The sequence below is a fragment of the Sphaerotilus sp. genome (assembly GCF_031429695.1).
GTDB lineage: Bacteria > Pseudomonadota > Gammaproteobacteria > Burkholderiales > Burkholderiaceae_C > Sphaerotilus.
The window spans coordinates 43,199-66,907 of the sequence record NZ_JANPAB010000009.1; the positions used below are offsets into that span (position 1 = coordinate 43,199).

At 67.9% G+C, this 23,709-nt stretch carries 26 protein-coding genes; 16 read left to right on the forward strand and 10 right to left on the reverse strand.

What is annotated here, in order from left to right; all coding sequences use genetic code 11:
• Positions 1-66: 66 nt before the first annotated feature.
• From RMP06_RS01600 to RMP06_RS01615, 4 genes are all read left to right on the forward strand, one after another.
• Positions 67-1,812 carry a proline--tRNA ligase gene (locus tag RMP06_RS01600; RefSeq protein WP_310460027.1) on the forward strand — a complete coding sequence of 582 codons (1,746 nt, stop codon included), beginning with the start codon at positions 67-69 and terminating at the stop codon, positions 1,810-1,812.
• Positions 1,809-2,456 carry a lytic transglycosylase domain-containing protein gene (locus tag RMP06_RS01605; protein WP_310460028.1) on the forward strand — a complete coding sequence of 216 codons (648 nt, stop codon included), beginning with the start codon at positions 1,809-1,811 and terminating at the stop codon, positions 2,454-2,456. Before RMP06_RS01600 ends, RMP06_RS01605 begins: the two co-directional genes overlap by 4 nt.
• Positions 2,457-2,482: 26 nt before the next feature.
• Positions 2,483-2,836: a hypothetical protein gene (locus tag RMP06_RS01610; RefSeq protein WP_310460029.1), complete on the forward strand. Its 354-nt coding sequence runs from the start codon at positions 2,483-2,485 to the stop codon at positions 2,834-2,836.
• 76 nt (positions 2,837-2,912) lie between these two features.
• Positions 2,913-3,608, forward strand: coding sequence for a Bax inhibitor-1/YccA family protein (locus RMP06_RS01615; protein ID WP_310460030.1), 696 nt, complete (start codon positions 2,913-2,915; stop codon positions 3,606-3,608).
• A gap of 25 nt (positions 3,609-3,633) precedes the next feature.
• Here RMP06_RS01615 and RMP06_RS01620 read toward each other — a convergent pair whose 3' ends face one another.
• The 6 genes from RMP06_RS01620 to hemA all read right to left on the reverse strand — a co-directional run bounded on the left by RMP06_RS01620 (position 3,634) and on the right by hemA (position 8,333).
• Entirely contained in the window at positions 3,634-4,218 is a 585-nt protein-coding gene (locus RMP06_RS01620; RefSeq protein WP_310460031.1) for a UbiX family flavin prenyltransferase, read from the reverse strand.
• Positions 4,219-4,222: 4 nt separating this feature from the next.
• Complete coding sequence (gene grxD, locus RMP06_RS01625) at positions 4,223-4,549, reverse strand: Grx4 family monothiol glutaredoxin (protein WP_310460032.1); 327 nt, start codon at positions 4,547-4,549, stop codon at positions 4,223-4,225.
• A 63-nt stretch (positions 4,550-4,612) separates the two neighbouring features.
• On the reverse strand, positions 4,613-5,023 hold the full coding sequence (locus tag RMP06_RS01630; protein WP_310460033.1) for a hypothetical protein: 411 nt from the start codon (positions 5,021-5,023) through the stop codon (positions 4,613-4,615).
• 30 nt (positions 5,024-5,053) lie between these two features.
• The gene (gene prmC, locus RMP06_RS01635; protein ID WP_310460034.1) at positions 5,054-5,974 is read right to left on the reverse strand and encodes a peptide chain release factor N(5)-glutamine methyltransferase; all 921 of its coding nucleotides are present in this window, start codon (positions 5,972-5,974) and stop codon (positions 5,054-5,056) included.
• Entirely contained in the window at positions 5,971-7,053 is a 1,083-nt protein-coding gene (gene prfA / locus RMP06_RS01640; protein ID WP_310460035.1) for a peptide chain release factor 1, read from the reverse strand. The genes prmC and prfA overlap by 4 nt, the downstream gene beginning before the upstream one ends.
• On the reverse strand, positions 7,050-8,333 hold the full coding sequence (gene hemA, locus RMP06_RS01645) for a glutamyl-tRNA reductase (RefSeq protein ID WP_310460036.1): 1,284 nt from the start codon (positions 8,331-8,333) through the stop codon (positions 7,050-7,052). Before hemA ends, prfA begins: the two co-directional genes overlap by 4 nt.
• An 82-nt stretch (positions 8,334-8,415) precedes the next feature.
• On the opposite strand from hemA, the gene RMP06_RS01650 reads away from it, so the two are divergent.
• The gene (locus RMP06_RS01650) at positions 8,416-8,712 is read left to right on the forward strand and encodes a hypothetical protein (protein ID WP_310460037.1); all 297 of its coding nucleotides are present in this window, start codon (positions 8,416-8,418) and stop codon (positions 8,710-8,712) included.
• Here the strand turns inward: RMP06_RS01650 and RMP06_RS01655 are convergent.
• The gene (locus RMP06_RS01655; RefSeq protein WP_310460038.1) at positions 8,701-9,654 is read right to left on the reverse strand and encodes a LysR family transcriptional regulator; all 954 of its coding nucleotides are present in this window, start codon (positions 9,652-9,654) and stop codon (positions 8,701-8,703) included. The two genes, RMP06_RS01650 and RMP06_RS01655, sit on opposite strands and share 12 nt — an antisense overlap.
• 9 nt (positions 9,655-9,663) lie before the next feature.
• Positions 9,664-10,587: an MBL fold metallo-hydrolase gene (locus RMP06_RS01660; RefSeq protein ID WP_310460039.1), complete on the reverse strand. Its 924-nt coding sequence runs from the start codon at positions 10,585-10,587 to the stop codon at positions 9,664-9,666.
• A 122-nt stretch (positions 10,588-10,709) separates the two neighbouring features.
• Here RMP06_RS01660 and RMP06_RS01665 point away from each other — a divergent pair, with 122 nt between their 5' ends.
• Together RMP06_RS01665 and RMP06_RS01670 are read left to right on the forward strand one after the other, a co-directional pair.
• Positions 10,710-13,157, forward strand: coding sequence for a hypothetical protein (locus tag RMP06_RS01665; protein WP_310460040.1), 2,448 nt, complete (start codon positions 10,710-10,712; stop codon positions 13,155-13,157).
• A 5-nt stretch (positions 13,158-13,162) separates the two neighbouring features.
• Positions 13,163-14,284 carry a hypothetical protein gene (locus RMP06_RS01670; RefSeq protein WP_310460041.1) on the forward strand — a complete coding sequence of 374 codons (1,122 nt, stop codon included), beginning with the start codon at positions 13,163-13,165 and terminating at the stop codon, positions 14,282-14,284.
• 22 nt (positions 14,285-14,306) lie between these two features.
• Here the strand turns inward: RMP06_RS01670 and miaB are convergent, their stop codons facing one another.
• Positions 14,307-15,704, reverse strand: a complete 1,398-nt coding sequence (gene miaB / locus RMP06_RS01675; protein WP_310460042.1) for a tRNA (N6-isopentenyl adenosine(37)-C2)-methylthiotransferase MiaB — start codon at positions 15,702-15,704, stop codon at positions 14,307-14,309.
• 533 nt (positions 15,705-16,237) lie between these two features.
• Between miaB and RMP06_RS01680 the strand changes: the two genes are divergently transcribed.
• The 9 genes from RMP06_RS01680 to RMP06_RS01720 all read left to right on the forward strand — a co-directional run bounded on the left by RMP06_RS01680 (position 16,238) and on the right by RMP06_RS01720 (position 22,924).
• A complete protein-coding gene (locus tag RMP06_RS01680; protein WP_310460043.1) occupies positions 16,238-16,627 on the forward strand; it encodes a bactofilin family protein in 390 nt (129 codons plus the stop codon).
• A gap of 35 nt (positions 16,628-16,662) precedes the next feature.
• Complete coding sequence (locus RMP06_RS01685; protein WP_310460044.1) at positions 16,663-17,286, forward strand: hypothetical protein; 624 nt, start codon at positions 16,663-16,665, stop codon at positions 17,284-17,286.
• A gap of 92 nt (positions 17,287-17,378) precedes the next feature.
• Complete coding sequence (locus tag RMP06_RS01690; protein ID WP_310460045.1) at positions 17,379-18,977, forward strand: hypothetical protein; 1,599 nt, start codon at positions 17,379-17,381, stop codon at positions 18,975-18,977.
• Positions 18,978-18,982: 5 nt separating this feature from the next.
• The gene (locus tag RMP06_RS01695) at positions 18,983-19,519 is read left to right on the forward strand and encodes a GTP-binding protein (protein ID WP_310460046.1); all 537 of its coding nucleotides are present in this window, start codon (positions 18,983-18,985) and stop codon (positions 19,517-19,519) included.
• A gap of 21 nt (positions 19,520-19,540) precedes the next feature.
• The gene (locus tag RMP06_RS01700; RefSeq protein ID WP_310460047.1) at positions 19,541-20,182 is read left to right on the forward strand and encodes a hypothetical protein; all 642 of its coding nucleotides are present in this window, start codon (positions 19,541-19,543) and stop codon (positions 20,180-20,182) included.
• A gap of 53 nt (positions 20,183-20,235) precedes the next feature.
• Complete coding sequence (locus RMP06_RS01705) at positions 20,236-20,598, forward strand: roadblock/LC7 domain-containing protein (protein ID WP_310460048.1); 363 nt, start codon at positions 20,236-20,238, stop codon at positions 20,596-20,598.
• 30 nt (positions 20,599-20,628) lie between these two features.
• Entirely contained in the window at positions 20,629-21,123 is a 495-nt protein-coding gene (locus RMP06_RS01710) for a PAS domain-containing protein (RefSeq protein WP_310460049.1), read from the forward strand.
• Positions 21,120-21,869: a phosphate/phosphite/phosphonate ABC transporter substrate-binding protein gene (locus RMP06_RS01715; RefSeq protein WP_310460050.1), complete on the forward strand. Its 750-nt coding sequence runs from the start codon at positions 21,120-21,122 to the stop codon at positions 21,867-21,869. Before RMP06_RS01710 ends, RMP06_RS01715 begins: the two co-directional genes overlap by 4 nt.
• 8 nt (positions 21,870-21,877) lie before the next feature.
• Positions 21,878-22,924 carry a FimV/HubP family polar landmark protein gene (locus RMP06_RS01720; RefSeq protein WP_310460051.1) on the forward strand — a complete coding sequence of 349 codons (1,047 nt, stop codon included), beginning with the start codon at positions 21,878-21,880 and terminating at the stop codon, positions 22,922-22,924.
• A gap of 25 nt (positions 22,925-22,949) precedes the next feature.
• On the opposite strand, the gene RMP06_RS01725 is transcribed toward RMP06_RS01720, so the two are convergent.
• Positions 22,950-23,708 carry a hypothetical protein gene (locus tag RMP06_RS01725; protein ID WP_310460052.1) on the reverse strand — a complete coding sequence of 253 codons (759 nt, stop codon included), beginning with the start codon at positions 23,706-23,708 and terminating at the stop codon, positions 22,950-22,952.
• Position 23,709 lies beyond the last annotated feature (1 nt).

Here is a 23,709-nt window from a genome sequence, read left to right on the forward strand (position 1 = left end):
GGTGATCGCAACCCCGCGTATCACCCGACAAGAACAGTGATTTCCCCCGAGTCTGCTGCCCGCCCCATGAAAGCCTCCCAGTTCTTCATCGCCACCCAGAAGGAAGCCCCCGCCGACGCCGAGGTGGTCAGCCACAAGCTCATGATGCGAGCCGGCATGATCAAGCGCCTCGGGGCGGGGATCTACAACTACATGCCGATGGGGCTGCGCGTGATTCGCAAGGTCGAGGCCATCCTCCGCGAGGAGATGGGCCGCTCGGGCGCCGTGGAGATGCTGATGCCGGTCGTCCAGCCGGCCGAGCTGTGGCAGGAGACGGGCCGCTTCGACAAGATGGGCCCGGAGCTGATGCGCGTGAAGGACCGGCACGGCCGCGACTTCATCATCCAGCCGACCAGCGAGGAAGTCGTCACCGACATCGCCCGCCAGGAGCTGCGCAGCTACAAGCAGCTGCCGAAAAATTTCTACCACATCCAGACCAAGTTCCGCGACGAGCGCCGGCCCCGCTTCGGGATCATGCGCGGGCGCGAGTTCACGATGAAGGATGCGTACTCGTTCGACCGCAACCCGGCCGCGGCGGCGAAGAGCTACGACGCGATGTTCGCCGCCTACAAGCGCATCTTCGACCGCTTCGGCCTGCAGTACCGCGCCGTGGCGGCCGACACCGGTGCAATCGGCGGTGACCTCTCGCATGAATTCCAGGTCATCGCCGACACCGGCGAAGACGCGATTGTCTATTGCCCGACCAGCGACTACGCGGCCAACATCGAACTGGCCGAGGCGGTGGCGCTGACCGCCAACCGCGGCGTGGCGACTCGGGGCTTGACGAAAACGGCGACGCCGGGGAAGAGCACCTGCGCCGACGTGGCCGTGCTGCTCGACCTGCCGCTGGCGCAAACCGTCAAGTCGTTGGTGATGGCCACGGACGAAGTGAACGACAAGGGCGACATCGTCAAGTCCACGGTCTGGCTGTTGCTCGTGCGTGGCGACCACGACATGAACGAGGTCAAGGTCGGCAAGGTCGAGGGCCTCAAGGGCGGCTTCCGCTTCGCCACGCTCGCCGAAATCGAGGATCACTTCGGCTGCAAGCCGGGCTACCTCGGCCCGATCGGCCTGAAGAAATCCGTCAAGGTCATCGCCGACCGCACGGTGGCGAACATGGCGGACTTTGTCTGCGGCGCCAACGAACCCGACTTCCACCTCACCGGTGTCAATTGGGGCCGCGACCTGCCCGAGCCGGACGTCATTGCCGACCTCCGCAACGTCGTCGCGGGCGATCCGTCGCCGGACGGGCAGGGCGTGCTGGCGATCCAGCGCGGCATCGAAGTCGGCCACGTGTTCTACCTCGGCACCAAGTATTCGAAGGCCATGAACGCCACCTTCCTCGACGAGACCGGCAAGCCGGCGCACTTCGAGATGGGCTGCTACGGCATCGGTGTCACGCGCATCCTGGGTGCTGCGATCGAACAGAGCCACGACGCCCGCGGCATCGTCTGGCCGGACGCGATTGCCCCATTCACGGTAGCGATCTGCCCGATCGGCTATGACCGTTCTGCCGAGGTGAAGGCTGCCGCTGACGCGTTGCATGACGAGTTGCAGGCGGCGGGGATCGACGTGATGCTCGACGACCGCGGCGAGCGGCCCGGCGCGATGTTCGCGGACTGGGAGCTGATCGGTGTGCCGCACCGCGTGGTCCTCTCCGACCGCGGGCTGAAGGAAGGCCAGCTCGAATACCAGGGCCGCCGAGACGAGGCCGCCACCAAGGTGCCCACCGCCGACGTGGCCGCCTTCGTGAAAGCCCGCTTGCAGGCATGAGTCCGAGCCGCCGCACGCTGCTCGCCTGGGCGGGCAGTGTCGGCCTGACGGGCTGGACGCCGCCGGCGCAGGCGGGCGGTCAGGCGGAAGAGCCGCTGGCCGATGCGGTTCGAACGGCACTGGCCTCGGCGGTGGCTGGCGATGGGGCCCCGCCGCGGCTTGAATTCCCGACGATGGATGCCAGGCTCTCGCACCTGCGCTGGCTCGGTGCGATGAGCCAGCGGCTGGTCAAGCGCAAACCGGATTTCGACGTGCGGCGCGAGTTCCTGGAGACCGTCTGGTACGAGAGCCGCCGTGCCGGGCTGGACACCGCGTTGGTGCTCGGGTTGATCGAGGTGGAAAGCGGTTTCCGCAAGTACGCGATCTCCAGCGTCGGCGCCCGCAGCTACATGCAGGTGATGCCGTTCTGGGCACGCCTGATCGGCGATGGCGATGCCTCGCGGCTGTTTCACATGCAGACCAACCTGCGCTTCGGCTGCGTGATCCTGCGCCACTACCTGGACCGCGAGAAGGGCGACCTGTTCATGGCGCTCGGGCGCTACAACGGCAGCCGTGGCCAGGCACCGTATCCGACCATGGTGATGGCGGCGCGGCGGCGCTGGGAATACACCGATCTGCCCGCTGTCCCTGCCGCTTCACGGTGAGGGGCTCTCCGCTACACTCGGCCGCCATGTCCCGTCGATTGTTGTTCACCCTGCTGGCTGCGCTGCTGCTGCTCTGTGTCGGTCTGTCCGGCCCCGCGCGGGCGGCTGCGACGACGGTGGCAGTGGTCGAGCGTGCGGTGATGGTCATGGAGGCATGCTGCGCACGCCTGCCGTCTGATGAAGGTACGCCTGCCGAGTCGGTGTTTGTGGTGGAGTCCGGCGCAGCGGTCGAACTGTCCGATGTGCCGCTGCTGCCCGCCAGGGCAGAGGGCCTGCCGCTCTTCGACGGCGAGTACCTCCCGCCGTGTCCGGCGCTGCAGACTGGCCACCCTGCGCCGTGCCTTGCCGGGTTGCTGCGTCCGCCGTCCCGGCGCGTCTGACGCCGTTTCCTGCCCGCATCCGGCCTGCCGGCCTGCTCCCGTCCCCCGTTCGTTTCCTTTCAAGGAGTTTTCTGCCATGTCCGATCTCTTCCAGACCCACGGCTTCGGCTCTGTGGCCATGCCCAGCGTGGCCGAGCGCAACCGTGTCCTGCGCAACACCTACTGGCTGCTCGCGCTGTCGATGATCCCCACCGTGCTGGGCGCCTGGATTGGTGTCAGCACCGGCCTGGCGCGCGCCATGTCGCCGATGGTCGGCCTCGTCGTCTTCATGGCCGGCGCGTTCGGCTTCATGTTCGCCATTGAGAAGACCAAGAACTCGGCCGCTGGCGTGCCGGTGCTGCTGGCCTTCACCTTCTTCATGGGCCTGATGCTGTCGCGCCTGGTGGGCTCGGTGCTGGGCATGGCCAACGGGGCTGGCCTGATCATGATGGCCTTCGCCGGCACGGGCACGATCTTCCTGGGGATGGCGACGCTGTCGTCCATCATCAAGCGCGATCTGGGCTCGATGGGCAAGTTCCTGTTCATCGGCATGGTCATGCTGCTGGTGGCCAGCATCGCCAACATCTTCCTGCAGTCGAGCGCGCTGATGATCACGCTGTCGGTCCTGGCGATCGGCATCTTCTCGGCCTTCATCCTCTATGACCTGAAGCGCGTCCAGAGCGGCGAGGAAACCAACTACATCACCGCGACGCTGGGCGTCTACCTGAGCCTGTACAACGTGTTCCAGTCGCTGCTGTCGCTGTTCGGCATCATGGGCGGCCGCGACGAGTAATCGCCGGTGCTGCGGGGGACGGGTGTCAAAGCCCGTTCCAGCGTTTGGGCTGCGCGTTGCCGATGCCGCTGAGCTGAAGCACGCGCTCCACCGTCTCGTCGATCAGCTCGGCGATGGTCTGCGGCCGGTGATAGAACGCCGGTAGTGGCGGGAAGATGATGCCGCCCATCTCCGTGACGGCCGTCATGTTGCGCAGGTGGGCGAGATTGAACGGCGTCTCGCGCACCACCAGGACTAGGCGGCGGCGTTCTTTCAGCGTCACGTCGGCAGCCCGCGTGAGCAGGTTGTCGCCGAAGCCGTGGGCGATGGCAGCGAGTGTCTTCATGGTGCAGGGCGCCACCACCATCGCAGCGGTGTCGAAACTGCCGCTGGCGATGCACGCGCCAATCTCGCCGGGGGCATGGGCGCGGGTCGCCAGCGCTTCGAGCTGGCGGCGGTCGAGGCCGCATTCGTGGTGGACATTGAGCACACCCGAGGGTGTCACCACCAGATGCGTCTCGACCCCGAGGTCGCGGGCGCGTTCCAGCAGCCGCACGCCGTAGGCCGCGCCCGAGGCGCCGGTGATGCCGACGACGAGGCGCTGGGCCGCCTCAGGCGCAGTGGCCGTCAAGTGCTCAGGCCGGCTTGACCGACTGGACCAGTTCCTGCAGCTCGCCCGCTTCGTACATCTCCATCATGATGTCCGAGCCACCGACGAACTGGCCGCCGATGTAGAGCTGCGGGATGGTGGGCCAGTTGGCGTAGTCCTTGATGCCCTGGCGGATTTCCGGGTCTTCGAGAACGTTGACCGTGGTGATCTGGCTGGCACCGCAAGCCTTGAGGATCTGGATCGCTCGGCCGGAGAAACCGCACTGCGGGAATTGGGCGGTACCCTTCATGAACAGGACAACCGGGTTGCCTTTGACGAGGGTGTCGATTTTCTGGTGCGTGGGTGTGGACATGGGCTGTGCGCAGGGCGTTAGGGAAAACAGCCCCGATTTATACGGCAAAACGGTGAATGGCCGTCAGAAGGCGTAGGAAACCCCGAGCTGCAGGTCGCTGCTGCCCGATGCCTGCACGCCGATGTCGGCCGACAGTCCCCAGCCACCCCAGCGGTTGGCACTGACACCCCCCGTGCTGTAGCCCAGGCCGACATAGGGCATGGCGCGGTGCTGGGTGGTGCCCAGACGGACCACGGTGTCGTTGCCCAGCGGACCTTGCAGACCTCCCGTGGCGCGCAGGCCCAGGCTGGGGGCAAAGTAGTGGTCGGCCGCTACACGCCAGCGCAGCGGACTGCCACTGGTGCGGACCACGCCGACGAACGGGGCGCGCAGGCCGGGTTGGTCCATCTCGCCACGGTCACCCGGCCCGGCCGCCAGCGCGGTCAGGCAGCACAGGCTCAGTGCCCAGGGCAGGATGCGTGCGGGTCGGTCCATGGTGTCCTCCGGTCAGCGGTGCAGACCATGCTACGCCTGTAACTTCTTGTGTGCTGGTCCGGTGTGGCGCAAGGGATGCGCTTGTTCGGCAAAGCCAGGCACCGCGGCAGGAATTGGGTATTCGATGCGTTCAGGGGATGGGCGGTGTGCGCCTGTGCAACGCCAGTGGCCGGCGAGGTCGGCCCGCTGGTCGATGCCGCACCACCCCGCGTCCTGCAGCAATGCAGCCACGGCAGGCCCCTGGTCGTGTCCGTGTTCCAGCAGCAGCCAGCCGCCGGGGTGCAGATGTGCCGGGGCGTCGGTGATCAGCTGCCGGATCGCGTCCAGCCCGTCGGCGCCGGAGGTCAGAGCCAGGGTTGGCTCGTGGCGCAGCGCGGGCAGGTGCATGTCGCCTTCCGCGATGTAGGGCGGGTTGCTGACCACCAGATCGAAGCGTTCTCCGGCCACCGGCGCGAACCACGCCCCCAGCCGCCAGCGCACCGGCAGCCCGAGCCGCTCGCCATTGGCCTGTGCGACCGCCAGCGCCGTGGGGCTGAGATCGACGGCGCTGACCTGCGCCTCCGCCTGCCGGTGTCGGATCGCCAGCGCCACCGCGCCGCTGCCCGTGCCCAGATCGACCACCGCCGCACCCGGCGGCAGGCCGGCGAGCACTTCCAGCGCCCAGTCCACCAGCGTCTCGGTGTCCGGCCGCGGGTCGAGCACGTCGGGCGTGACGTGCAGCAGCAGCCCGTGGAACTCGTGCTGCCCGGTGAGGTACGCCACCGGCACGCCGTCCACGCGGCGCGTGAGCCAGTCCTGCCAGCACGCCTGCTGCCCGGCGTCGAGCGGCGCGTCGTCGTGGGTCAGCAGCCAGGTGCGGGAGCGGTCGAGCAGGGCGCTGAGCAGCACGTTCGCATCGCTGCGCGGCAGGCCGAGCGCACGTGCGCGTGCGAGCGCTTCGGCGACGTTCACCCTTGCGCTTCCATCTCGGCCAGCAGCTCCGCGGCGCGGGCGGCCTTGAGCGCGGCGACCACCTCGTCCAGATCGCCCTCGACCACTGCGCCAAGCTTGTAGAGCGTCAGATTGATGCGGTGGTCGGTCAGTCGGCCCTGCGGGAAGTTGTAGGTGCGGATGCGGTCACTGCGGTCGCCGGAGCCGATCAGACCCTTGCGGGTCGCGGCGTCCTTCGCCTGGCGTTCCAGCCGGTCCTTGTCGCGCAGACGGGCGCCTAGCACGGCCAGCGCCTTCGCCTTGTTGCGGTGCTGGCTGCGGTCGTCTTGGCATTCGGCGACGAGTCCGGTTGGCACATGGGTCACGCGCACGGCGGAATCCGTCTTGTTGATGTGCTGCCCGCCGGCGCCGCTGGCGCGGTAGGTGTCGATGCGCAGGTCGGCCGGATTGAGGGTGACTTCCTCGGCCTCGTCCGGCTCGGGCAGCACGGCCACCGTGCAGGCGCTGGTGTGGATGCGCCCTTGCGTTTCGGTGGCCGGCACGCGCTGCACGCGGTGGCCGCCGGATTCGAATTTCAGCGCCTCATAGACCGCCTCGCCCTCGATGCGGACGACGACTTCCTTGTAGCCGCCCAGGTCCGAGTCGCTGGCGGACAGGATCTCGGTCTTCCACCCTTGCCGCTCGGCGTGGCGCAGGTACATGCGCAGCAGGTCGCCCGCGAACAGCGCGGATTCGTCGCCACCGGTGCCGGCGCGGATTTCGAGGAAGGCGTTGCGGTCGTCGTCGGCGTCGCGGGGGAGCAGGGCTGTCTGCAACTCGGCGTCGATTGTGGCGATGTCGGCTTCGGCAGAGACGATTTCGTCGCTGGCCATGCCCGCCATCTCCGGGTCGTCGAGCATCTGGCGGGCTTCGGCCAGATCCTGCTCACGCTGCTGCATGCGGGTCCAGCGGTCGGTCAGCGCCGAGACACGGGCGTGTTCGCGGTTGAGGGCGCGCAGGCGGTTGAGGTCCGACACGACCTGCGGATCGGCCAGCGCGGCGTCGATTTCGGAGAGGCGGACAAGCTGGCGATCGAGTTGCAGGCGCAGGAACGGGGTCATCGGGGGGCTTGGTCGCCGCGCAGGAAGAGCCGTGTCACCGCCTCGACCATCTGCGCGCGCTGCTGGGGATCGGCGTTGTGCAGCTCGGCGAGGGCGCCGTGCAGCATCTTCTGGGTCAGGCTGCGCGCCAGGGCGTCGAGCGCGTCCTCGGGGGAGGCCCCCTTGGCCAGCAGCTTGCGGGCACGCGCCACCTCGGTCTGGCGCCAGTGCTCGGCCTGGGCGTTGACGGCCTGGATCAGCGGCACGGTGGCGCGCTGGTCCAGCCAATGGACGAAGTTCTGCACGCCGGATTCGATGATCGCCTCGGCCTGGGCCACCGCCGCCTGGCGCTTTTCGCCCGCGGTCTGCACCACGGCGGAGAGGTCGTCGACGGTGTAGAGGTAGACGTCGTCGAGCTGCGCGACCTCCGGCTCGATGTCGCGCGGCACGGCCAGATCGACCATGAAGATCGGCCGCCGCCGCCGCGCCTTCAACGCACGCTCGACGGCGCCCAGGCCGATCAGCGGCAGCGAACTGGCGGTGCAGGAAATGACGGCATCGAACTCATGGAGCCGCGCCGGGAGATCCGACAGGCGCATCACTTCGGCGCCGAACTGGCTCGCCAGCTTCTCGCCGCGCTCCAGCGTGCGGTTGGCGATGGTGATGTGCTTGGGGGCTTTGGCGGCGAAGTGGGTCGCGGCGAGTTCGATCATCTCGCCCGCACCGACGAAGAGGATGCGGATCTTGCTCAGGTCTTCGAACAACTGCCCGGCCAGCCGGACGGCGGCGGCGGCCATGCTGATCGAGTGCGCGCCGATCTCGGTCGAGGTGCGCACTTCCTTGGCGACCGAGAAGGATCGCTGGAAGAGCTGGTGCAGCGTGGTGCCCAGCGTGCCGGCGGTGTCGGCCTCGCGCACGGCCTGCTTCATCTGGCCGAGGATCTGCGCTTCGCCCAGCACCATCGAGTCCAGCCCGGACGCCACCCGGAACGCATGGCGAGCGGCCTCCTGGCGCTCCAGCACATGCGTGTGGCGCACCAGTTCGTCGGCGCTGACCTTGCCGTGGGAGGCCAGCCATTCGAGCGTCGGGCGCACCAGCGCCCGGCTGTCGCCAGGGCCGGTGGCGATGTACAGCTCGGTGCGGTTGCAGGTGGACAGCAGGGCGGCTTCCGGTGCAGCACGGTGCAGCCCATCGCGCAATCCATGCAGTGCGGCCGGAATCTGCTCCAGCGTGAACGCAAAACGGCCACGCAGATCGATCGGCGCGGTGTGGTGGTTCAAGCTGAGGGCAAAGACGCTCATGGCGCGATTGTAAGATTCCGCGTTGGCCAGTGCTTTCCTTGGCGCTCCCGCATTCGCCCCGGAATGGGCGTGGATTGAAACCATGGGTCCGCTCGACGCGATCTGGCATTTGTTCAACTTCCTGCTCGCGCCGCTCGGCCTCGGGCTGATCGCGGCATCGCTGTGCAAGCTGGCCTGGTGGCGACCGCTGCGGGCTGTGCGCTGGAGCCGGCTGGCGCTGCCCGCGGCGGGTGCGGCTGTCTTGATCCAGATCATCTTCCTGGTGTGGCTCGGACGCGACGGACGCATGCTCACCTACGGCGCCCAGGTTGTCGGCACGGCGCTGGCGCTGTGGTGGACCGCGTTCGGGCCGCGTCGGCGGCGTTCCTCAACCGGGTGAGGGCACTCCGCTGCAACGTGGATGGGCCTGCCAGGGGTCGCGGTCCTCGCCGCCGAAGGTGCGCAGCAGGAAGTCCCAGAACACCTGTGTGCGCGCTGGCACGTGCTTGCGCGCAGGCATCGTGAGCCACAAGCCGAAGCGCATTGCGTGCCAGCCGGGCAGCACCCGCTCCAGCGTGCCGTTGCGCAGCGCGTCCTCCACCACCAGGGACATCAGCCCCGCGATGCCCAGCCCGGCCAGCGCCGAGGCGCAGAGCGTGTCCGTGTGCGCCGTCGCCAGCAGTGGCTGGCGCGGCGGGCTCACGCGCACCGTGGCACGGCCATCCCCATGCACGAAGGTGACATCGCGCTGCACCATCGACGTTGGCGGCAGCAGCAACTGGTGGCGCTCCAGCGCTTGCGGCGTGTCGGGTCGGCCCGCGCGGTCGAGGTAGCCGGGGGAGGCGCACAGAATGACCTCGCTGCGTGCGAGCTGGCGCGCAATGAAGTCGCCTTCCGGCGCATCGCGCAGCGCCATCACGGTGATGTCGTGGCGGTCGTCCGGGCTGCTGAACTCGGTGGTGGAGGTCAGCGACAGCGTGACCTGCGGGTACTCGGCATGGAAGGTGGGCAGGTGCTTGGCGAGCTGGTGCACGGCGAAGGCCGAGGGCACCATCACCCGGAGGTTGCCCTGTGGCGACTCCGGCACCGCTTGCACCTGCGACTCGGACTCGGCGACATCGGCCAGGATGTGGCGCACACGCTCCAGATAGCGTTCGCCCACGCTGCTCAGCGCCAGGCTGCGGGTGGTGCGCTGGATGAGCCGCGCACCGAGGTGTTCTTCGAGTTCGGCGATCAGCCGGGTGACGACCGCGGGGGCCAGGTCGAGGGCACGGGCGGCGCCCGCGAAACTGCCCTCGTCGATGACGCGGGCAAACACCCGCATCGCGCGCAATTGATCCATGGAAACTCCCTAGACATCGTGGACCACCTGCTCCTGGACCCGCAGGGCGCCCACGGCGACCAGTTCGGCCAGCAAGGTCTGGCAACTGGCGCGGGGTGCGTCGCGGAATCCGGCCCTTCCCAGGGTGCCGACCACCAGCGAGGTGCCTTCGGCCCAGATCAGCAGGTCTTCGAGAGCTTGTTGACGCTCTTCCATCACGTGGTATTTCAACAGAACCTTGGCGGCATGTCGGGCGTGCTGCGCGGGATTGGCAACAAATTTCGACAGCCGTTGCCGGGCGCGCTTCAAGGCCGGGCCGACATCGGTGAAGGCCGGACCGTGGCCGGGGATGACGGTGCGCGCATCGAGCCGCTCGATCAGGTCAAGCACTTCGGCCACCTGGTCGAATGCGTCGATGCCATCCAGTTCCGGAAACACCACGCCGAAGCCGTTGTGCCAGAGCGCGTCGGCCGAGACCAGCACCCCCGCCTGCGCGTCGAACAGCATCAGCGAATCCGGGTCGTGGCCGGGCGCTGCCAGCACGTCCCAGGACCGGTCGCCCACACGCAGCACCTCGCCCGGCCGCAGCACCGCGTCATGCCGGAAGCGGTCGCAGCGCTGCCCGGTGGCGCGGTAGCTCAGCACGTCCAGATCCCAGTCGGTCACCGCGTCGGCGTGCCCCGGTGCGATCCAGACCGAAGCGCCGTGGGCCGCCTGCAGCGCGGCGTTGCCGCCGCAGTGGTCGGAGTGCAGATGGGTGTTGACGATGCGCACGAGCGGCTCGCTGTCCAGCGCCTGCGCCACCAGCGCCACGGTCTGCGCGGCGTGGACGCTGTGGCCGGTGTCGATGACGGTGGCGCCTTCGCTCGGGGCGCCGTGCAGCACGAGGTTGTTGGCGGACAGCCAGCCGCGCTCCAGAAGGGTCAGGTCGTTGGGGAGGCGTTCGGTCGTCATGCCGCCGATTCTCGCCATGAAACGATCTGGCCGCTTATCCAGGCCAGTTGGCCGGATCGCATCCCGGGAGCGTCGATATGGTCGGAGGTTGTTCCGTCCCATCCCAACCTCCGGGAGTTCCCTTGAAAAACAGCCATTCCTTGCACCGCCTGGTGCTGCCGCTGACGTTCGTTGCCGCGGCTTGTCTGACCGCCTGTGGCGGCGGGGGCAGTGATGCCGTCACGCCGGCCACCACCACCAGCAGCATCTCCCTGGACGGCGTTGCTTCCAAAGGCCTGATGGCCAATGCCGACGTGAAGGTCCACCCGGTGCGGGCCGATGGCGGCGTCGATACCGCGAGCGTGCTGGCCTCGGCCACCACCGACACCTCCGGCCACTACAGCCTGAGCTTCAACGGCACGGCGGCCCAGCCCTACGTGATCCGCGTCTCGGCCAAGGCCGATGGCTCGACCACCCACCTCGACGAGGTGACCGGCACCGCCCAGCCGCTGCCGGTCGGATTTGCCATGCGCACGCTCTTCACGCCGACCCAGACCGGCACGGCCACGGCCAGCGCCAGCATCACCCCGTTCAGCGAGATGGCCGTGTCGGCCGCCGAACGCGCCACCGGCGGCGTGACGGCGGCCAACGCCGCGCAGGCGGTGTCGACCGTGACCCAGTTGCTCGGCTTCGACCCGACCACGGTCACCGCCAGGAGCGCCGGCACGGCCTCCACCGACGACGAGAAGAAGCTGGTCGTGATGCTGGCGGCGGTCTCGAAAATGGCGGCCAGCGACCAACTGGGCTGCACGACCGGTGACGGCGGCGACAAGACCACCTGCGTCGTCGGGAAGCTGGCCGCGTCCGCCAGCGCCTCGTCACTGAAGCTGTCGAGCAGCGGCGCGTCCTCGTCCGGCGATGTCTCCTCGGCGCTGAGCACGGCGCTGACGGCGGTGCTGACCGACAACAAGCTCAGTGGTTCGCTGCCGAGCACGGCGCTGGCCAGCATCGTCACCAACCTCGGCTGTGCGGCGACCGCCTGCACGCCCGCCGCGACCGGCACGACCCCCACCGCCGATCCGGTGGCCACCGCCATCGCCGCGGCCCGCCTGCTGTTCACGGAACTCAAGAGCGACTGGACCACGCTGTTCAGCCAAGGCGGCGCCAGCGCGCTGGCCTCGGGCGCGGCCAACGTCGAGGCCTACAAGTTCCGTACCGCGATGACCGACATCCAGGTGCCGGTGGACGTGCTGGCCAAGGACGCGGGCACGATGGTGCTGGGCATCGACCTCTACAACGACTTCAAGTCGGGTCGCACCACCCTGAACAGCCGGGGGCGCGGCGAGGACATGACCTCGAACAACGGGGCGGGCAACTTCTCCACCTACACCACTGCCAACTGCGGCCTCTACACCGACACCAGCAACACGACGCTGGCGACCACCGCCGCCGCCGTGGCGTCGATCGGCTGCAAGGCGGCGTACCACGTCACGCGCACCACCACGCCGACCGCGACGGTCACCACCGAGTGGCGCCACGGCTTCACGATCCTGCCCCAGGCGGACGGCTCCTTCTCGTACACGAGCCGGGCACGCAAGCGCGTGACGAGTTGCCCGACCGCCGGTGGTCTCTGCACGACCGACGCCAACGAAGCCCTGCAGTCCGAAGCGTCCGCCGGCAAGGTGACGGTCACGCTGGACGCGCCGCAGGGCAGTATCCAGGGGTTTGCGATCAATGGCGACCTGCCGGGGGCCTTCCGCAAGGGCGCCACTACGCTGTTCAACCACCACCACACCATCGCGGTCACCGGCACCAAGGCCACGGCAGCCGATGGCGTGACCGCGTCCAGCACCAGCGAGACGTCCTCGATCACCGGCACGCTGAAGGCCTACGCCGACGCGACCACCGAGACCGGCACGCTCACGCTCAAGAGCGGCAAGATCGCGATGTCCACTGCCCGGCTGGACAACAAGCCGGTCGGCACGCTGGTCGATCTGGACCTGGCCTGGACCACGCCGACCGCCGAGTTCGAGGGCGTGCTCAAGCTCGGCGACGTCGTGCTGACCAAGCCCGGCACCGACTACCGGCCCACCCGCGGCACGCTCAGCGGCGCGCTGCGCACAGTCGCCAGCGGCACGGTGACCGAGTTCCTGAAAGGCACGCTGACGGCCACGCTCACCGGCGTGGCCAACTACGATGAACGCCTGGACGACAGCACGACCAACTACCTCACCGGAGGGCTGACCTTCGTCGGCACCGTCACCGCCCCGAGTCGGCCGACGCTGGAGTTCACCATCGGCACGACCATGAAGAGCCACGAGAGCGACGCGGCATCGGTCAACTTCCAGTACCGCACGCTGGTCGCCGGCACGCCGCGCATGGTCATCTCCGGCTCGTCCACCCGCGCCGCCGATGGCACACGCCAGTTCGCGCTGAACGAGGCGACCAACCAGCTGTCGATGTCCTGGACCGGCTCGCCCACCACCGCCACCCTGAAGCGCAATTCGACTGTCATCGGCACGATCGATGCCAGCACGAAGATGCTGACCTTCTCCGACCAGTCCTTCCTGTCGCTCGACATGGGGCTCTGAGTCCGATGGGCCGCCGCTTCGGGGCGGCCGCCACCAGGGCGGCGGCTGCAGGTGCCGTATTCGCCGTGGCGGTGGCCTGCGCACAGGCGCAGGTGCCGGTGCCGGCGGGAGGCTGGACGGTGTCGGTGCAGTCGGACCGACACCTCGATGCGCTGCCGCTGCGCTATCTCGGCGACGCCGCCGCCTGGGAGCAACTGTCGGTGCGGCCCGGGCGCCAGCTCGGCTATCTGCTCGACGAAGTACGGCTGTCGCGCACCGACGCGGCGCAGTTCACCTGGACCCTGCTGGCCCGCCAGCGGGCGGTGGCCGTGGCCAGTGAAGGCGCGCTCGACCTCGCGCGCCTGGCCGCATCGTCCGCCGATCCGGCGGGGGATCGGCGCTGGCGGGTCGATCTCGACTACCTCGGGTTCTCGGGCATCGGCCTGGAGGCGGGGCGGCAGGTGGATCTGGGGCATGGCTGGCAGGTGGATCTGGCCGTGCAGGCGCTGTCGCTCCAGCGCCTGACGTCCCGCAGCGTGCACGGTCAGGCGGCCTACAGCGCCCCTGCGCAGACCTACAGCGCCGACCTGTCCTCGCACGAGGCCGACAGCCGGCTGGCGTTCCCGTTCCAGCAGCCGATGGCCGGTCGGGGGCTGGCGGTGCTGCTGCACGGGGGCGTGCGCTGGGAAGCGGATCGCTGGCAGGCCAGCCTGCGCTGGCGGGATGCGGGACAGTTGCGCTGGCGCGGTCTGCCGCAGCAGAACTCCGCGCTGTCCACCGACCTGCAGACGGTCGATGCCGACGGTTTCGTGGTCTACCGCCCGCTGGTCGAGGGGCACAATCGCCAGCCACTCTACCGCCGCACGCTCGCACCGGTCACCACGGTGGACCTTGCCTGGCGCGCGCCGTCGCTTGGGCGGTTCCATGCGGGGGCGGCTTGGCTGCCCGGCTGGGGGGCCTTGCCGGTCGTGGGGTGGCAGCAGCCGTTCGGCGGTGTCGTCGTGTCGCTGGACGGATACCTGCACGAGCGCCGTGTCGACATCGGCTTCGCCCACGGGGCCTGGCAGTGGCATCTGGCCACCGATGGACGCGCCGCTGCTTCGCGGTCCACGGCGTTCGGTCTGACCTGGCGCAGCGGCGCGAACTGACCCGCGCCGCGCGCTTGCTGCGTCAGCGCACGACCACTTCGCCCCGCAGCGAGTGCGGCATCGCGCTCACGATCGCCACGTCGAGCATCTGCCCGACCAGCCGCGCCGGGTTCGGTCCGCCGGGGAAGTTGACGATGCGGTTGCATTCGGTCCGCCCCATCAGCTCCATTGCGTCCTTGCGGCTCGGGCCTTCGACGAGGATGCGCTGCACGGTGCCGACCCGGCTGGCGCTGATGCGGCGCACGTTCTCTTCGATCGTGGCTTGCAGGTGCTGCAGACGCTTGAGCTTCACGTCGGCTGGCGTGTCGTCGTGCAGGGCGGCGGCGGGCGTGCCGGGGCGCGGGCTGAAGATGAAGCTGAAGCTCGAATCGAAGCCGATGTCCTCGATCAGCTTCATCGTGCGGGCGTGGTCGTCGTCGGTCTCGCCGGGGAAGCCGACGATGAAGTCGGTGGAGATGCTGATGTCCGGCCGCACCGCGCGGATCTTGCGGATCGTGCTCTTGTACTCCAGCGTCGTGTAGCCGCGCTTCATGCCGGACAGGATGCGGTCGCTGCCGTGCTGCACGGGCAGGTGCAGGTGGTTCACGAGCTGCGGCACCTTGGCGTAGACATCGACCAGGCGCTGCGTGAACTCGTTCGGGTGGCTGGTGGTGTAGCGGATGCGCTGGAGGCCGGGGATCTCGGCGACGTACTCGATCAGCATCGCGAAGTCGGCGATCTCGGCCGTGCCGCCCATCTTGCCGCGGTAGGCGTTGACGTTCTGGCCGAGCAGCGTCACTTCCTTGACGCCCTGGTCGGCGAGCCCGGCCACCTCGGTCAGCACCTCCTCGAACGGCCGGCTGAATTCCTCGCCGCGCGTGTAGGGCACGACGCAGTACGAGCAGTATTTGCTGCAGCCTTCCATGATCGAGACAAACGCCGAGGCGCCATCCACCCGCGCCGGGGGCAGGTGGTCGAACTTCTCGATCTCGGGGAAGCTGATGTCCACCTGCTGGCGACCCAGCGTCTTGCGGCGCTCCAGCAGTTGCGGCAGGCGGTGCAGCGTCTGCGGGCCGAACACCACGTCCACATAGGGTGCGCGCTCGATGATGGCGGCCCCTTCCTGGCTCGCCACGCAGCCGCCCACGCCGATCATCACGCCCTTGGCCTTCAGGTGGCGCACGCGGCCGAGGTCGCTGAACACCTTCTCCTGTGCCTTCTCGCGCACCGAGCAGGTGTTGAAGAGGATCAGGTCGGCTTCCTCAGGGTCATTGGTGGGCGTGTAGCCCTCGGCGGCGTGCATGACGTCGGACATCTTGTCCGAGTCGTACTCGTTCATCTGGCAACCGAAGGTGCGGATGTAGACCTTCTTGCCCGGCGACGACGGGGTGGCGACGGTGGAGGAGGGTGCAGGAATGGGGGCGAGGGTGTCGGTGGTCATGGTGTAGATCCAGCGGCCGAAAGGGACGCGATCTTACCGGCTGGGCCTGGGGTCGCCTGGGTCCGCGTGGTACTGCCACAAGTACCGGTTCGTTCCATGAAGGGGTCTTGATGGTACCAATTCGTGTCAAGGCGTAGCAAAAGTGACGATCAGGCTCAATAAGTGAGCCAGTCAGCGGTAGATTCGCGGACGCCGCATGTTCAAATCACGGCTGTATGTGGGATTTGATGCATATTTGAAAAAATCGGCAATGCGGGTCCGGATGATCTTGCAACCGCCTGTGGTATGGGTTGGTCGCATTTTTTCGCCGTGGAGTTTCCCCGGTTCGTGGGGCAGCAGGGTGTGATGGGCGGGTTGGGCCGACCGCCCATGGCTACCATCGGCCGCAGGCAACGGCATCCGCATTCCGTCCCATTGCGCCCGGTGGTGCTCTGGGGGCACCCTTGGTTCCAAACTCTGCAGTCCTGGATGAAGTTGCCGATATGAACAGGTCACACAACGCTCAGCAGCAGCCACGATGGGGGCACAGCGCCATGCGATTCGGTCGGACGAAACAGCGGGGCGACCCCGTGCAGGAACGCATCGACTGTCTGGTGGGCTCCGGCACCACCGTGACGGGCGACTTGACCTTCGCGGGCGGGTTGCGCATAGACGGACATGTCGAGGGGGACGTGATCGTTTCGCCCGCCATTCCGGGGACGCTGGTGATCGGAGATGGGGGCAGTGTCGCGGGCGATGTGCGGGTGTCGCACCTGATCGTGTTCGGTCGGGTGCTGGGCACGGTCTACGCCAGCGGATTGGTGGATCTGCGCATCAGCGCCCAGGTGGACGGGGACGTCCACTACGGCGCGATCGAGATCGAGAAGGGCGCGGTGGTCGAGGGCCATCTCGTCAAACACAAGACGGCGGGTGCAATGCAATGAGCGGTGTTCAGTCGGTGACCGGGGGATCGGACCCCATGTTCGTGTTCGCCCGCGCAGGGCGTCTGGACTGCCCGTCGAGCACGGATGTGCAGGACGCCTGGCGCCATTTCTCGACGCAGATCGCGCGCGATCCGCTCGACATCGAGGCCCACGCGCGCCGGGTGCTGCTGGCCAGTCGCCCGCCGCTGACGGACCGGGCCTTCGGGGCGCTGGTCGACCTGTTCCTGGCGCTCGGCGATAACGGCCGGGGCCTGCGTCGGCAATTGTTGGAACAGGCGGCGCCCTGGCTCGATCCCGACGACGCGCACTTTCTGCGTACACACCTTGACATCCGCCTGCCCCGTGGCGCGCAGTTGCCGACGCAGCGCTGGTCGATGCTCGACACCGCGGTGCTCGGTTCGCTGAACATGGTTGGATTGCAACGCCGGGAGGTTGCGCAGGAGACGCCGTTCCAGCAGGCCATGTCGTTACTGGAATATGGAGATCTGGCGGGCGCCCGTGGCATGCTTGAGGCCGCGCTGCTGGAAGAGCCTGACAATGAGGAGGTTAACCGCGAGTTGCTGGCCATCTACCAGCACAGCCGGGATGACGCAGGCAAGGCCGAAATGGCCGACAAGCTCGTGGCACGCCACGGCGCGCTGCCTTCGGGTTGGTCTTGAAACGTCTCCGGACGTTCCATGCAGACATCCCAGCCGATCGATCTATGACCTTGAGCCTGTAGTCAGTGGAAGCCACCAAGCTGCAAACCCGATTGAAGGTAGTCCTTCTTTCTCTACCTCCACGCACCCAGGCGGTGCTGGATTTCTTCTTTTCGAGCACAGGGCGCAGCAGCTTCGCGCCCTCGACTGAAGACACGGCCGACGTGGCCATCTTCGATTTCGACACGCTTGAATCCCGCCAGCACTGGGCAGCCTGGCATGGCCGCCGGGGTGGTCCGGGCATTGCGCTGTCGACCCAGTCGCAGGAGGTCGCCTCGGCGATCTGGGTGCAGAAGCCCGTGACGCCCGCCGCCTTGCTGGCTGCCGCGGCCGAGCTGCGCACGCGGCGCTGGAGCAGTCCGGTGGCGTCTGCTCCCGTCGCTGCACCGGTGGTCGTGCAGGCGCCGCCCGTGCCTGCGCCTGCCACCGCGCATGTCCCAGCCATCGCGGAGCCGTCCACCTGGACGGAAAGTCCCGCACCTTCGCCGGCATCTGCATCAGTTCCTGTAGCGGTCGTCCGACCTGCTGCGGCGCGTCCGGCGCCTGTGCCGATCCGCGCCCCCGTAACTGCGCCTGCATCCAGCGGGGGGCTGGGTGGGCTGATTCGGCGCTTCTTTGGCAAGGACGCACCGGCGCCTGCACCCGTGCCAGTGCCCGCGCCGACTGTCTTGGCTGCTGTGCCTGCACCCGCAGTTGCCCTCCCCGTGGTTGCGCCCGATCCAGCCCCTGCGCTTACCCCCGCTGCGCCCACCCCCGCTGCGGCTGTCTCCGTGAAACCCGTGGTCAAGGCTGCCCCGCCGCCCGCCCTGGCGCCCGTGGTCAAACCGGCTCCAGCGCCAGCGCCAACGCCAATGCCGGCCGCCTCGGTGCCCTTGCCTCCAGCGCCAGCGCCAGCACCCGCCGCGGTGGCTCCACCGGCCCATGACGCCCACGGCCACCGCCGTCCCCGGCCCGAGGAACTGGTGGACGAGGCCCGCTACTGCGGTACGCGCACCGATGTGGCAGACGCGGCGCAACTGGCCGATGGCAGTATCCGCTACGACCCGGCCCAGCACCTGGTCGGTGTCCTCAAGGATGCGTACCTGGTGAGCTGCAAGTGGCAGGTGCCGACGCACTTGGACAGCGCGGTCGGCCGCATCACCGTCGACGGCACCACCAACCTGATCTATTGCGAATTCACCGCCGACCAACTGGCCGGCCTGATGAACAAACCGCTCGACAAACGGCCCAAGACGCGTGCGTTCAGCCGTCAGGAGTTTGCCGATCTGCAGGGCACGCTGGAGCAGAAGGCGCTCGTGCAGCGGCTCGACCATGTGCTGTGGCAGACCGCGCTGGAAACCTCGGCGGGCCGGCTGCCGGTTGGCGTCGATCCGGTGGTACCGGTCTACCTCAAGCAGTGGCCGAACCTGACCCGGCTGCACCGCACACCGCACGCGCTGCGCATCGCGGCACTCTGGACCACCAAGGGCGCCGGGCTGCTGGAGACCGCCCAGACGCTCAAGATCGCCCAGCGGCATGTGTTCGCGTTCTACAACGCGGCATTGGCGCTGGACCTGGTCACGGAGGATGGCGCGCAGGTCCGCAGGGCACAGCGCAAGACCAAGAACAACCGCGGTCTGCTGACCCGCTTGTTCGGTTGGCTGAACAAATAAGCAACATGGCCCACACCGATCACAAAATCATCTTCACCGGCCCCGTCGGTGCAGGCAAGACCACGGCCATCGCTTCGATCAGCGACATCGAGCCGATCCGCACCGACGAACACGCGTCGGACATGACCCAGAAGCGCAAGTCCGCCACCACCGTGGCCATGGACTACGGAATGATCCGTCTGGGCCCGAAGGAGAAGGTTCACCTGTACGGCACGCCCGGCCAGGAACGCTTCGACTTCATGTGGGACATCCTGACCAAGGGCGGCATCGGTCTGGTGCTGCTGCTCGACAACACGCGCCCGACGCCGTTCGAGGACATGCGCTTCTACATCAAGGCGTTCAAGGAATTCATCGACGGTACCCGGCTCGTGATCGGCGTGACCCAGATGGATGCCCGCCCGACGCCCACCATCGACGAGTACGTGCGCCAGCTGGCCGAGCTGGACGTGTCCGCGCCCGTCTTCGAGGTGGATGCCCGCCAGCGTACCGATGTCTCGACGCTGATCGAGGCGCTGTTGCTCCAGATCGATCCGACCCTCTGACCCGGGAATACCGCGCCCTCCATGGACCACTACACGCTCACCGGCGAGTTCTTCCTCCACCCGACGCCGGCGGGTGCCTACTACGCCGCCAGCCGGCCCACCCGTGACCCGGCGCGCTTGTTCCTGCAGCGGCTGCTGCGCGAATCGGAGACACCGCGCCTGACCGCCGACCTCGTGCAGGACTGGATGTCGATGAGCCAGCAGGACGCGCTGGAGTTCATCTACCGCCTGCAGTCCTCCGGCTTCGTGCAGGGGTTGCCGATGCACGTGGAGGTGCCGCCCGATTCGATCGAGGCGATGCTGCCGCCGTTGCTGTCGCAGTTGTCCGACGAGGGCAAGGCGATCCTGGCCGACAAGCGCGGCCTGTACCTGGGCACCGCCGGCTTTGCGCACGAGACGGCCGAGGAACTCGCCGCACTCGGTGGTGACCTGGCCAGTGTCCACGAGCGCCACTCCCGTTTGCTCCACGGCAACATGCGCCTGCGCAGCGACGGCTGGGGCATGGTGAACGCCTCCGGCTATTGCGAGGTGGGGTTCTGGCCGCTGTACTTCGGCGACGACTACTTCATCCTGATCGTCAACGGCATGCCGCGCTTCAACCAGGAAGCCTTCACCACGTTGGTGTGGACCCTGGGTGTGCGCTACGGCAACACGGCCTTCTGACCTTCTGATTTCCCTCCCCCGATCTCCCCTTTTTCTCTCGAAGGAACTGCCCCATGCGTGAAGAGCTGCTGAACTCGATCCTGAGCGAACTCAACGGATCCACCGCCGACATCGAAGCCTCCGCCGTGCTGTCCACGGACGGTCTGATGATGGCTTCCATGCTGCCTGCTGGCATGGACGAGGACCGTGTGGGTGCGATGAGCGCCGCCATGCTGTCGCTGGGTGACCGCACCTCGCGTGAACTTGCCCGTGGCGAGCTGGAGCAGGTGCTGGTCAAGGGCGCCAAGGGCTATGTGCTGATGACCTATGCCGGCAGGGATTCGGTGCTGACGGCGCTGTGCAAACCGAATTCGCGCCTGGGCCTGATCTTTCTCGACGTCAAGCGTGCGGCGGACGCCATCAGCAAGGTCATCTGATCGGTCTGTCGAGATCGAGGGAAATCGATGATGACCGACATGAAAGAGGTGGATCTGGTCCCCACGGCCCCGCACCGCGAGCTGACACTGGGCTACCACGACGGACGCACCCGGCGTGTGCTGGTGATCGACGAGGAAGTACCGTATCCGGACGGCATGCTGATTGTTTCGCGCACCGATTCCACCGGCATCATCACGCACGCCAACCAGGCCTTCGTGGACCTGTCGGGCTACGAGCGTGATGAGCTGATCGGCGAGAACCACTGCATCCTGCGCCACCCGGACATGCCGGCGGCGGCGTTCCGCGATCTGTGGGACACGGTCGGCCGTGGCGCCAAGTGGCAGGGTTATGTGAAGAACCTGCGCAAGGATGGCGCCCACTACTGGGTCTTCGCGACAGCGATCCCCAATGTGCGCAAGGGCCGTGTCGTGGGCTACACCTCCGTGCGCCGCAAGCCTTCGCGCGCCAAGGTCAACGAATGTGCCGCGCTGTACGCACGGATGCGCGCCGAGGAGCTGAAGTGACCTTGGAACTGACCGTCAGCCCCGACTTCTCGCCCGAGCACATCGCCGGCTGGTATGTCTTCAATACCTGGCTGCAGCGCAAGCTCGGTGTGCGCATCCACCTGGAGCTGTACGAGGACTTCTCTGCCCAGCGCCAGGCGATTGCCGCCGACAAGGTGGACCTGATCTACGCCAATCCCTACGACGCCGCGATGCTGGTGCGCGAGAAGGGGTTCGTGGCCATTGCAGCGCCGCGCGACAAGCCGGACGAGGTGGTGATCGCCGTGCCGGTCGACTCGCCCGTGCAGTCGGTCGAGGATCTGCTGCCCGGCCTGCGGCTGGCCGTGACCCGTGATCCGGACGTCAACCTGATCGGCATGATTCTGCTGGAGTCGGCCGACCTGAACCGCGACAACACCCGGACGCAGCAGGTCTCGACCTACATCGTGCTCGCCCGAGCCTTGCTCCAGGGCAAGGCCGATTGCGGCTTCTTCCTCAAGGAGGCGTTCGATGACCTGAGCGCCCCGATCCGTCGGCAGCTGCGCCCGGTGATGACCAGCCAGATCAGTCTGGTGCACCACGTGCTGCTGGTCGGGCCGCGCTGTGCCGAGCTGCGCGAGTCGCTGCAGACGCTGGTCCTGGGCATGGCCGAGCCAGGCTCGGACGGTCGTGCCACCTTGCAGGCGCTGGGTCTGAGTGGCTGGGACAGGCAGGACCAGGAAGACACCGAATTCATGATCGACCTGATGGACACCTTGATGGTGTGAAAACGCACATGTTCCCACCTCCCCTGAAGCGTCATCTCCTCACCCTTGCGCTGGCCTTGTCGGCCGGGCCGGTCCTTGCCCAGACCGCGGCGGCAGTCGCGGGCGCGCCCCTGCCTGCGCAGCGCACGACGGTGGAGCAGGACAATCTCTGGGACATCGCCGGTCAGCAGGCTCCTGCGCTGGGTGCCACCCGCCAGCAGTACATGGTGGCGGTGCTGCGCCGCAATCCGGAGGCCTTCGTCAAGGGCAACATCCACCGCCTGCGCAAGGGTGTGCCGCTGACACTGCCCGGCCGGGACGACGTGCTGGCCGAGGACCGCGCCGGCGCCGTCGCGCTGGTGGCGGACCATCTGAAGGCCATGCGTGGCGGCACGGTGCTGGCGCCGCTGACGCCGCGTGCGGTTACCGCTGTAACGCCTTCCCCATCGGCTCCAGTTCCACCGGCACCTCCCCCGCCAGCTTCTGCACCGGTGATTGCTCCTGTGCCTGCCGTGCCGGCGTCGGTGCCTCCATCACCACCACCGCCGCCACCGGTAGAGAAACCAGCCTCGGCGGTCGAGCCTGTCGCGTCGTCGCCGGTTGTCGGTGCTTCCGACTCTGCCAGTGCGGCCGTTGGTGGTGCAGGGGGATCGGCGTCGCGGATCCTGCCCTGGCTGCTGGGGTTGGGTGGTGTGGCCGGTGGTGTGATCCTGTGGCGCCGTCGGCGTGCCGGGTTCCAGCCGGATGCTGCGCCGCAGGATTTCACCAATACGCTGAGTGCCACGCGCACGGGCGGCCCACGGGTGTTCGACATCTCGAACGCTGCGGCCGAGATGGCCCGTTCGGTGGAAACCTCGCAGGTGGCCACCCAGTTGGTGCGCAATGAGGCGGCACCTGACGATGATGTGGACGTGTCCCGTCTGGCGGAGCAGGCGGCGATCAAGCTTGACATTGCCCGCGCCAGCCTCGAACTCGGCCGCATGGACGCGGCAAGGACGCTGCTGCAGGCGGTGATGCGTGAGGGATCGGGTCGCCACGCGGCCGAAGCTGCGGAGATCCTCGCGCGCATGGGCTGACGCGCCAGGCGCCAGGGCCCATGGCTCAGATCAGTTTTCGAGGAGAAAACTGGCGGGCCGCGGGAATCTGCTCCGCCGCGCGCACAGCGCGGGTCAGCACCTGATCGGCGTCGACCGGCCCCAGCGCCTCGCACAGCGCCACATAGAACTGATGCACCAGTTGCGAGAGTTCCGCGGGCGTGCCGTCGATCACCCAGGTCGCCTGCATCGGCTGGCCCCAGGCTTCACGCGCCTGCTTGCGCACCGGTTGCGATAGGCCACCCTGGTCGATCTGCTGCAGCGCGCTGCTGCGCAGGTCTGTCATTGACGTGCTGTGAAAACGCTGCACCTCGGCCATTGCGCTGCGCAGCAGTTCCCCGCAGACCGCCCGGTCTGGCGTGGCGGGCGGTCCGGCAGGCGCCGCCGGCAATGTTGGCGCTGCGGCCTGCATCGCCGCGGCCACGGGCTCCAGGGCCGCGGCAGACACGGGTGCCGGCGCGACAGGTGCCGGCGCTGGCGCAGCGGGTGTGCCGATCTGCATCAGCGGCCAGGGGTCCATCGGCAGCTCGCCCTCGGGCTGCTTCAGGGCCTTGAAGTAGGCTTCGTAGAGCTTCTTGCGGCTGGCGGCGTCGATGTTGTGGCGTGCGGCCACCTGGTCGATGTAGCCGATGATGTCCGATACCGAATCACCCCGCATCGACAGGTGCTGCATCCGCAGGGCATCCAGCAGGGCGTCTTCTTCCAGCAGCGGCGACAGCACGGCGTAGGCGGCGCGGCGCCGCAGGGACAGGGCTTGGGTGGCCATC

What these genes read in the sequence shown, in the direction of transcription:
- RMP06_RS01705 (WP_310460048.1), top strand. Translation starts at nt 20,236, where the DNA reads ATGCGTGAAGAGCTGCTGAACTCGATCCTGAGCGAACTCAACGGATCC.
- RMP06_RS01680 (WP_310460043.1), top strand. Translation starts at nt 16,238, where the DNA reads ATGCGATTCGGTCGGACGAAACAGCGGGGCGACCCCGTGCAGGAACGC.
- RMP06_RS01630 (WP_310460033.1), bottom strand. Translation starts at nt 5,023, where the DNA reads ATGGACCGACCCGCACGCATCCTGCCCTGGGCACTGAGCCTGTGCTGC.
- RMP06_RS01660 (WP_310460039.1), bottom strand. Translation starts at nt 10,587, where the DNA reads ATGACGACCGAACGCCTCCCCAACGACCTGACCCTTCTGGAGCGCGGC.
- prfA (WP_310460035.1), bottom strand. Translation starts at nt 7,053, where the DNA reads ATGACCCCGTTCCTGCGCCTGCAACTCGATCGCCAGCTTGTCCGCCTC.
- RMP06_RS01700 (WP_310460047.1), top strand. Translation starts at nt 19,541, where the DNA reads ATGGACCACTACACGCTCACCGGCGAGTTCTTCCTCCACCCGACGCCG.
- RMP06_RS01655 (WP_310460038.1), bottom strand. Translation starts at nt 9,654, where the DNA reads ATGGATCAATTGCGCGCGATGCGGGTGTTTGCCCGCGTCATCGACGAG.
- RMP06_RS01650 (WP_310460037.1), top strand. Translation starts at nt 8,416, where the DNA reads ATGGGTCCGCTCGACGCGATCTGGCATTTGTTCAACTTCCTGCTCGCG.
- RMP06_RS01610 (WP_310460029.1), top strand. Translation starts at nt 2,483, where the DNA reads ATGTCCCGTCGATTGTTGTTCACCCTGCTGGCTGCGCTGCTGCTGCTC.
- RMP06_RS01720 (WP_310460051.1), top strand. Translation starts at nt 21,878, where the DNA reads ATGTTCCCACCTCCCCTGAAGCGTCATCTCCTCACCCTTGCGCTGGCC.
- hemA (WP_310460036.1), bottom strand. Translation starts at nt 8,333, where the DNA reads ATGAGCGTCTTTGCCCTCAGCTTGAACCACCACACCGCGCCGATCGAT.
- RMP06_RS01605 (WP_310460028.1), top strand. Translation starts at nt 1,809, where the DNA reads ATGAGTCCGAGCCGCCGCACGCTGCTCGCCTGGGCGGGCAGTGTCGGC.
- RMP06_RS01670 (WP_310460041.1), top strand. Translation starts at nt 13,163, where the DNA reads ATGGGCCGCCGCTTCGGGGCGGCCGCCACCAGGGCGGCGGCTGCAGGT.
- RMP06_RS01685 (WP_310460044.1), top strand. Translation starts at nt 16,663, where the DNA reads ATGTTCGTGTTCGCCCGCGCAGGGCGTCTGGACTGCCCGTCGAGCACG.
- RMP06_RS01615 (WP_310460030.1), top strand. Translation starts at nt 2,913, where the DNA reads ATGTCCGATCTCTTCCAGACCCACGGCTTCGGCTCTGTGGCCATGCCC.
- RMP06_RS01725 (WP_310460052.1), bottom strand. Translation starts at nt 23,708, where the DNA reads ATGGCCACCCAAGCCCTGTCCCTGCGGCGCCGCGCCGCCTACGCCGTG.
- RMP06_RS01710 (WP_310460049.1), top strand. Translation starts at nt 20,629, where the DNA reads ATGACCGACATGAAAGAGGTGGATCTGGTCCCCACGGCCCCGCACCGC.
- grxD (WP_310460032.1), bottom strand. Translation starts at nt 4,549, where the DNA reads ATGTCCACACCCACGCACCAGAAAATCGACACCCTCGTCAAAGGCAAC.
- RMP06_RS01695 (WP_310460046.1), top strand. Translation starts at nt 18,983, where the DNA reads ATGGCCCACACCGATCACAAAATCATCTTCACCGGCCCCGTCGGTGCA.
- miaB (WP_310460042.1), bottom strand. Translation starts at nt 15,704, where the DNA reads ATGACCACCGACACCCTCGCCCCCATTCCTGCACCCTCCTCCACCGTC.
- RMP06_RS01600 (WP_310460027.1), top strand. Translation starts at nt 67, where the DNA reads ATGAAAGCCTCCCAGTTCTTCATCGCCACCCAGAAGGAAGCCCCCGCC.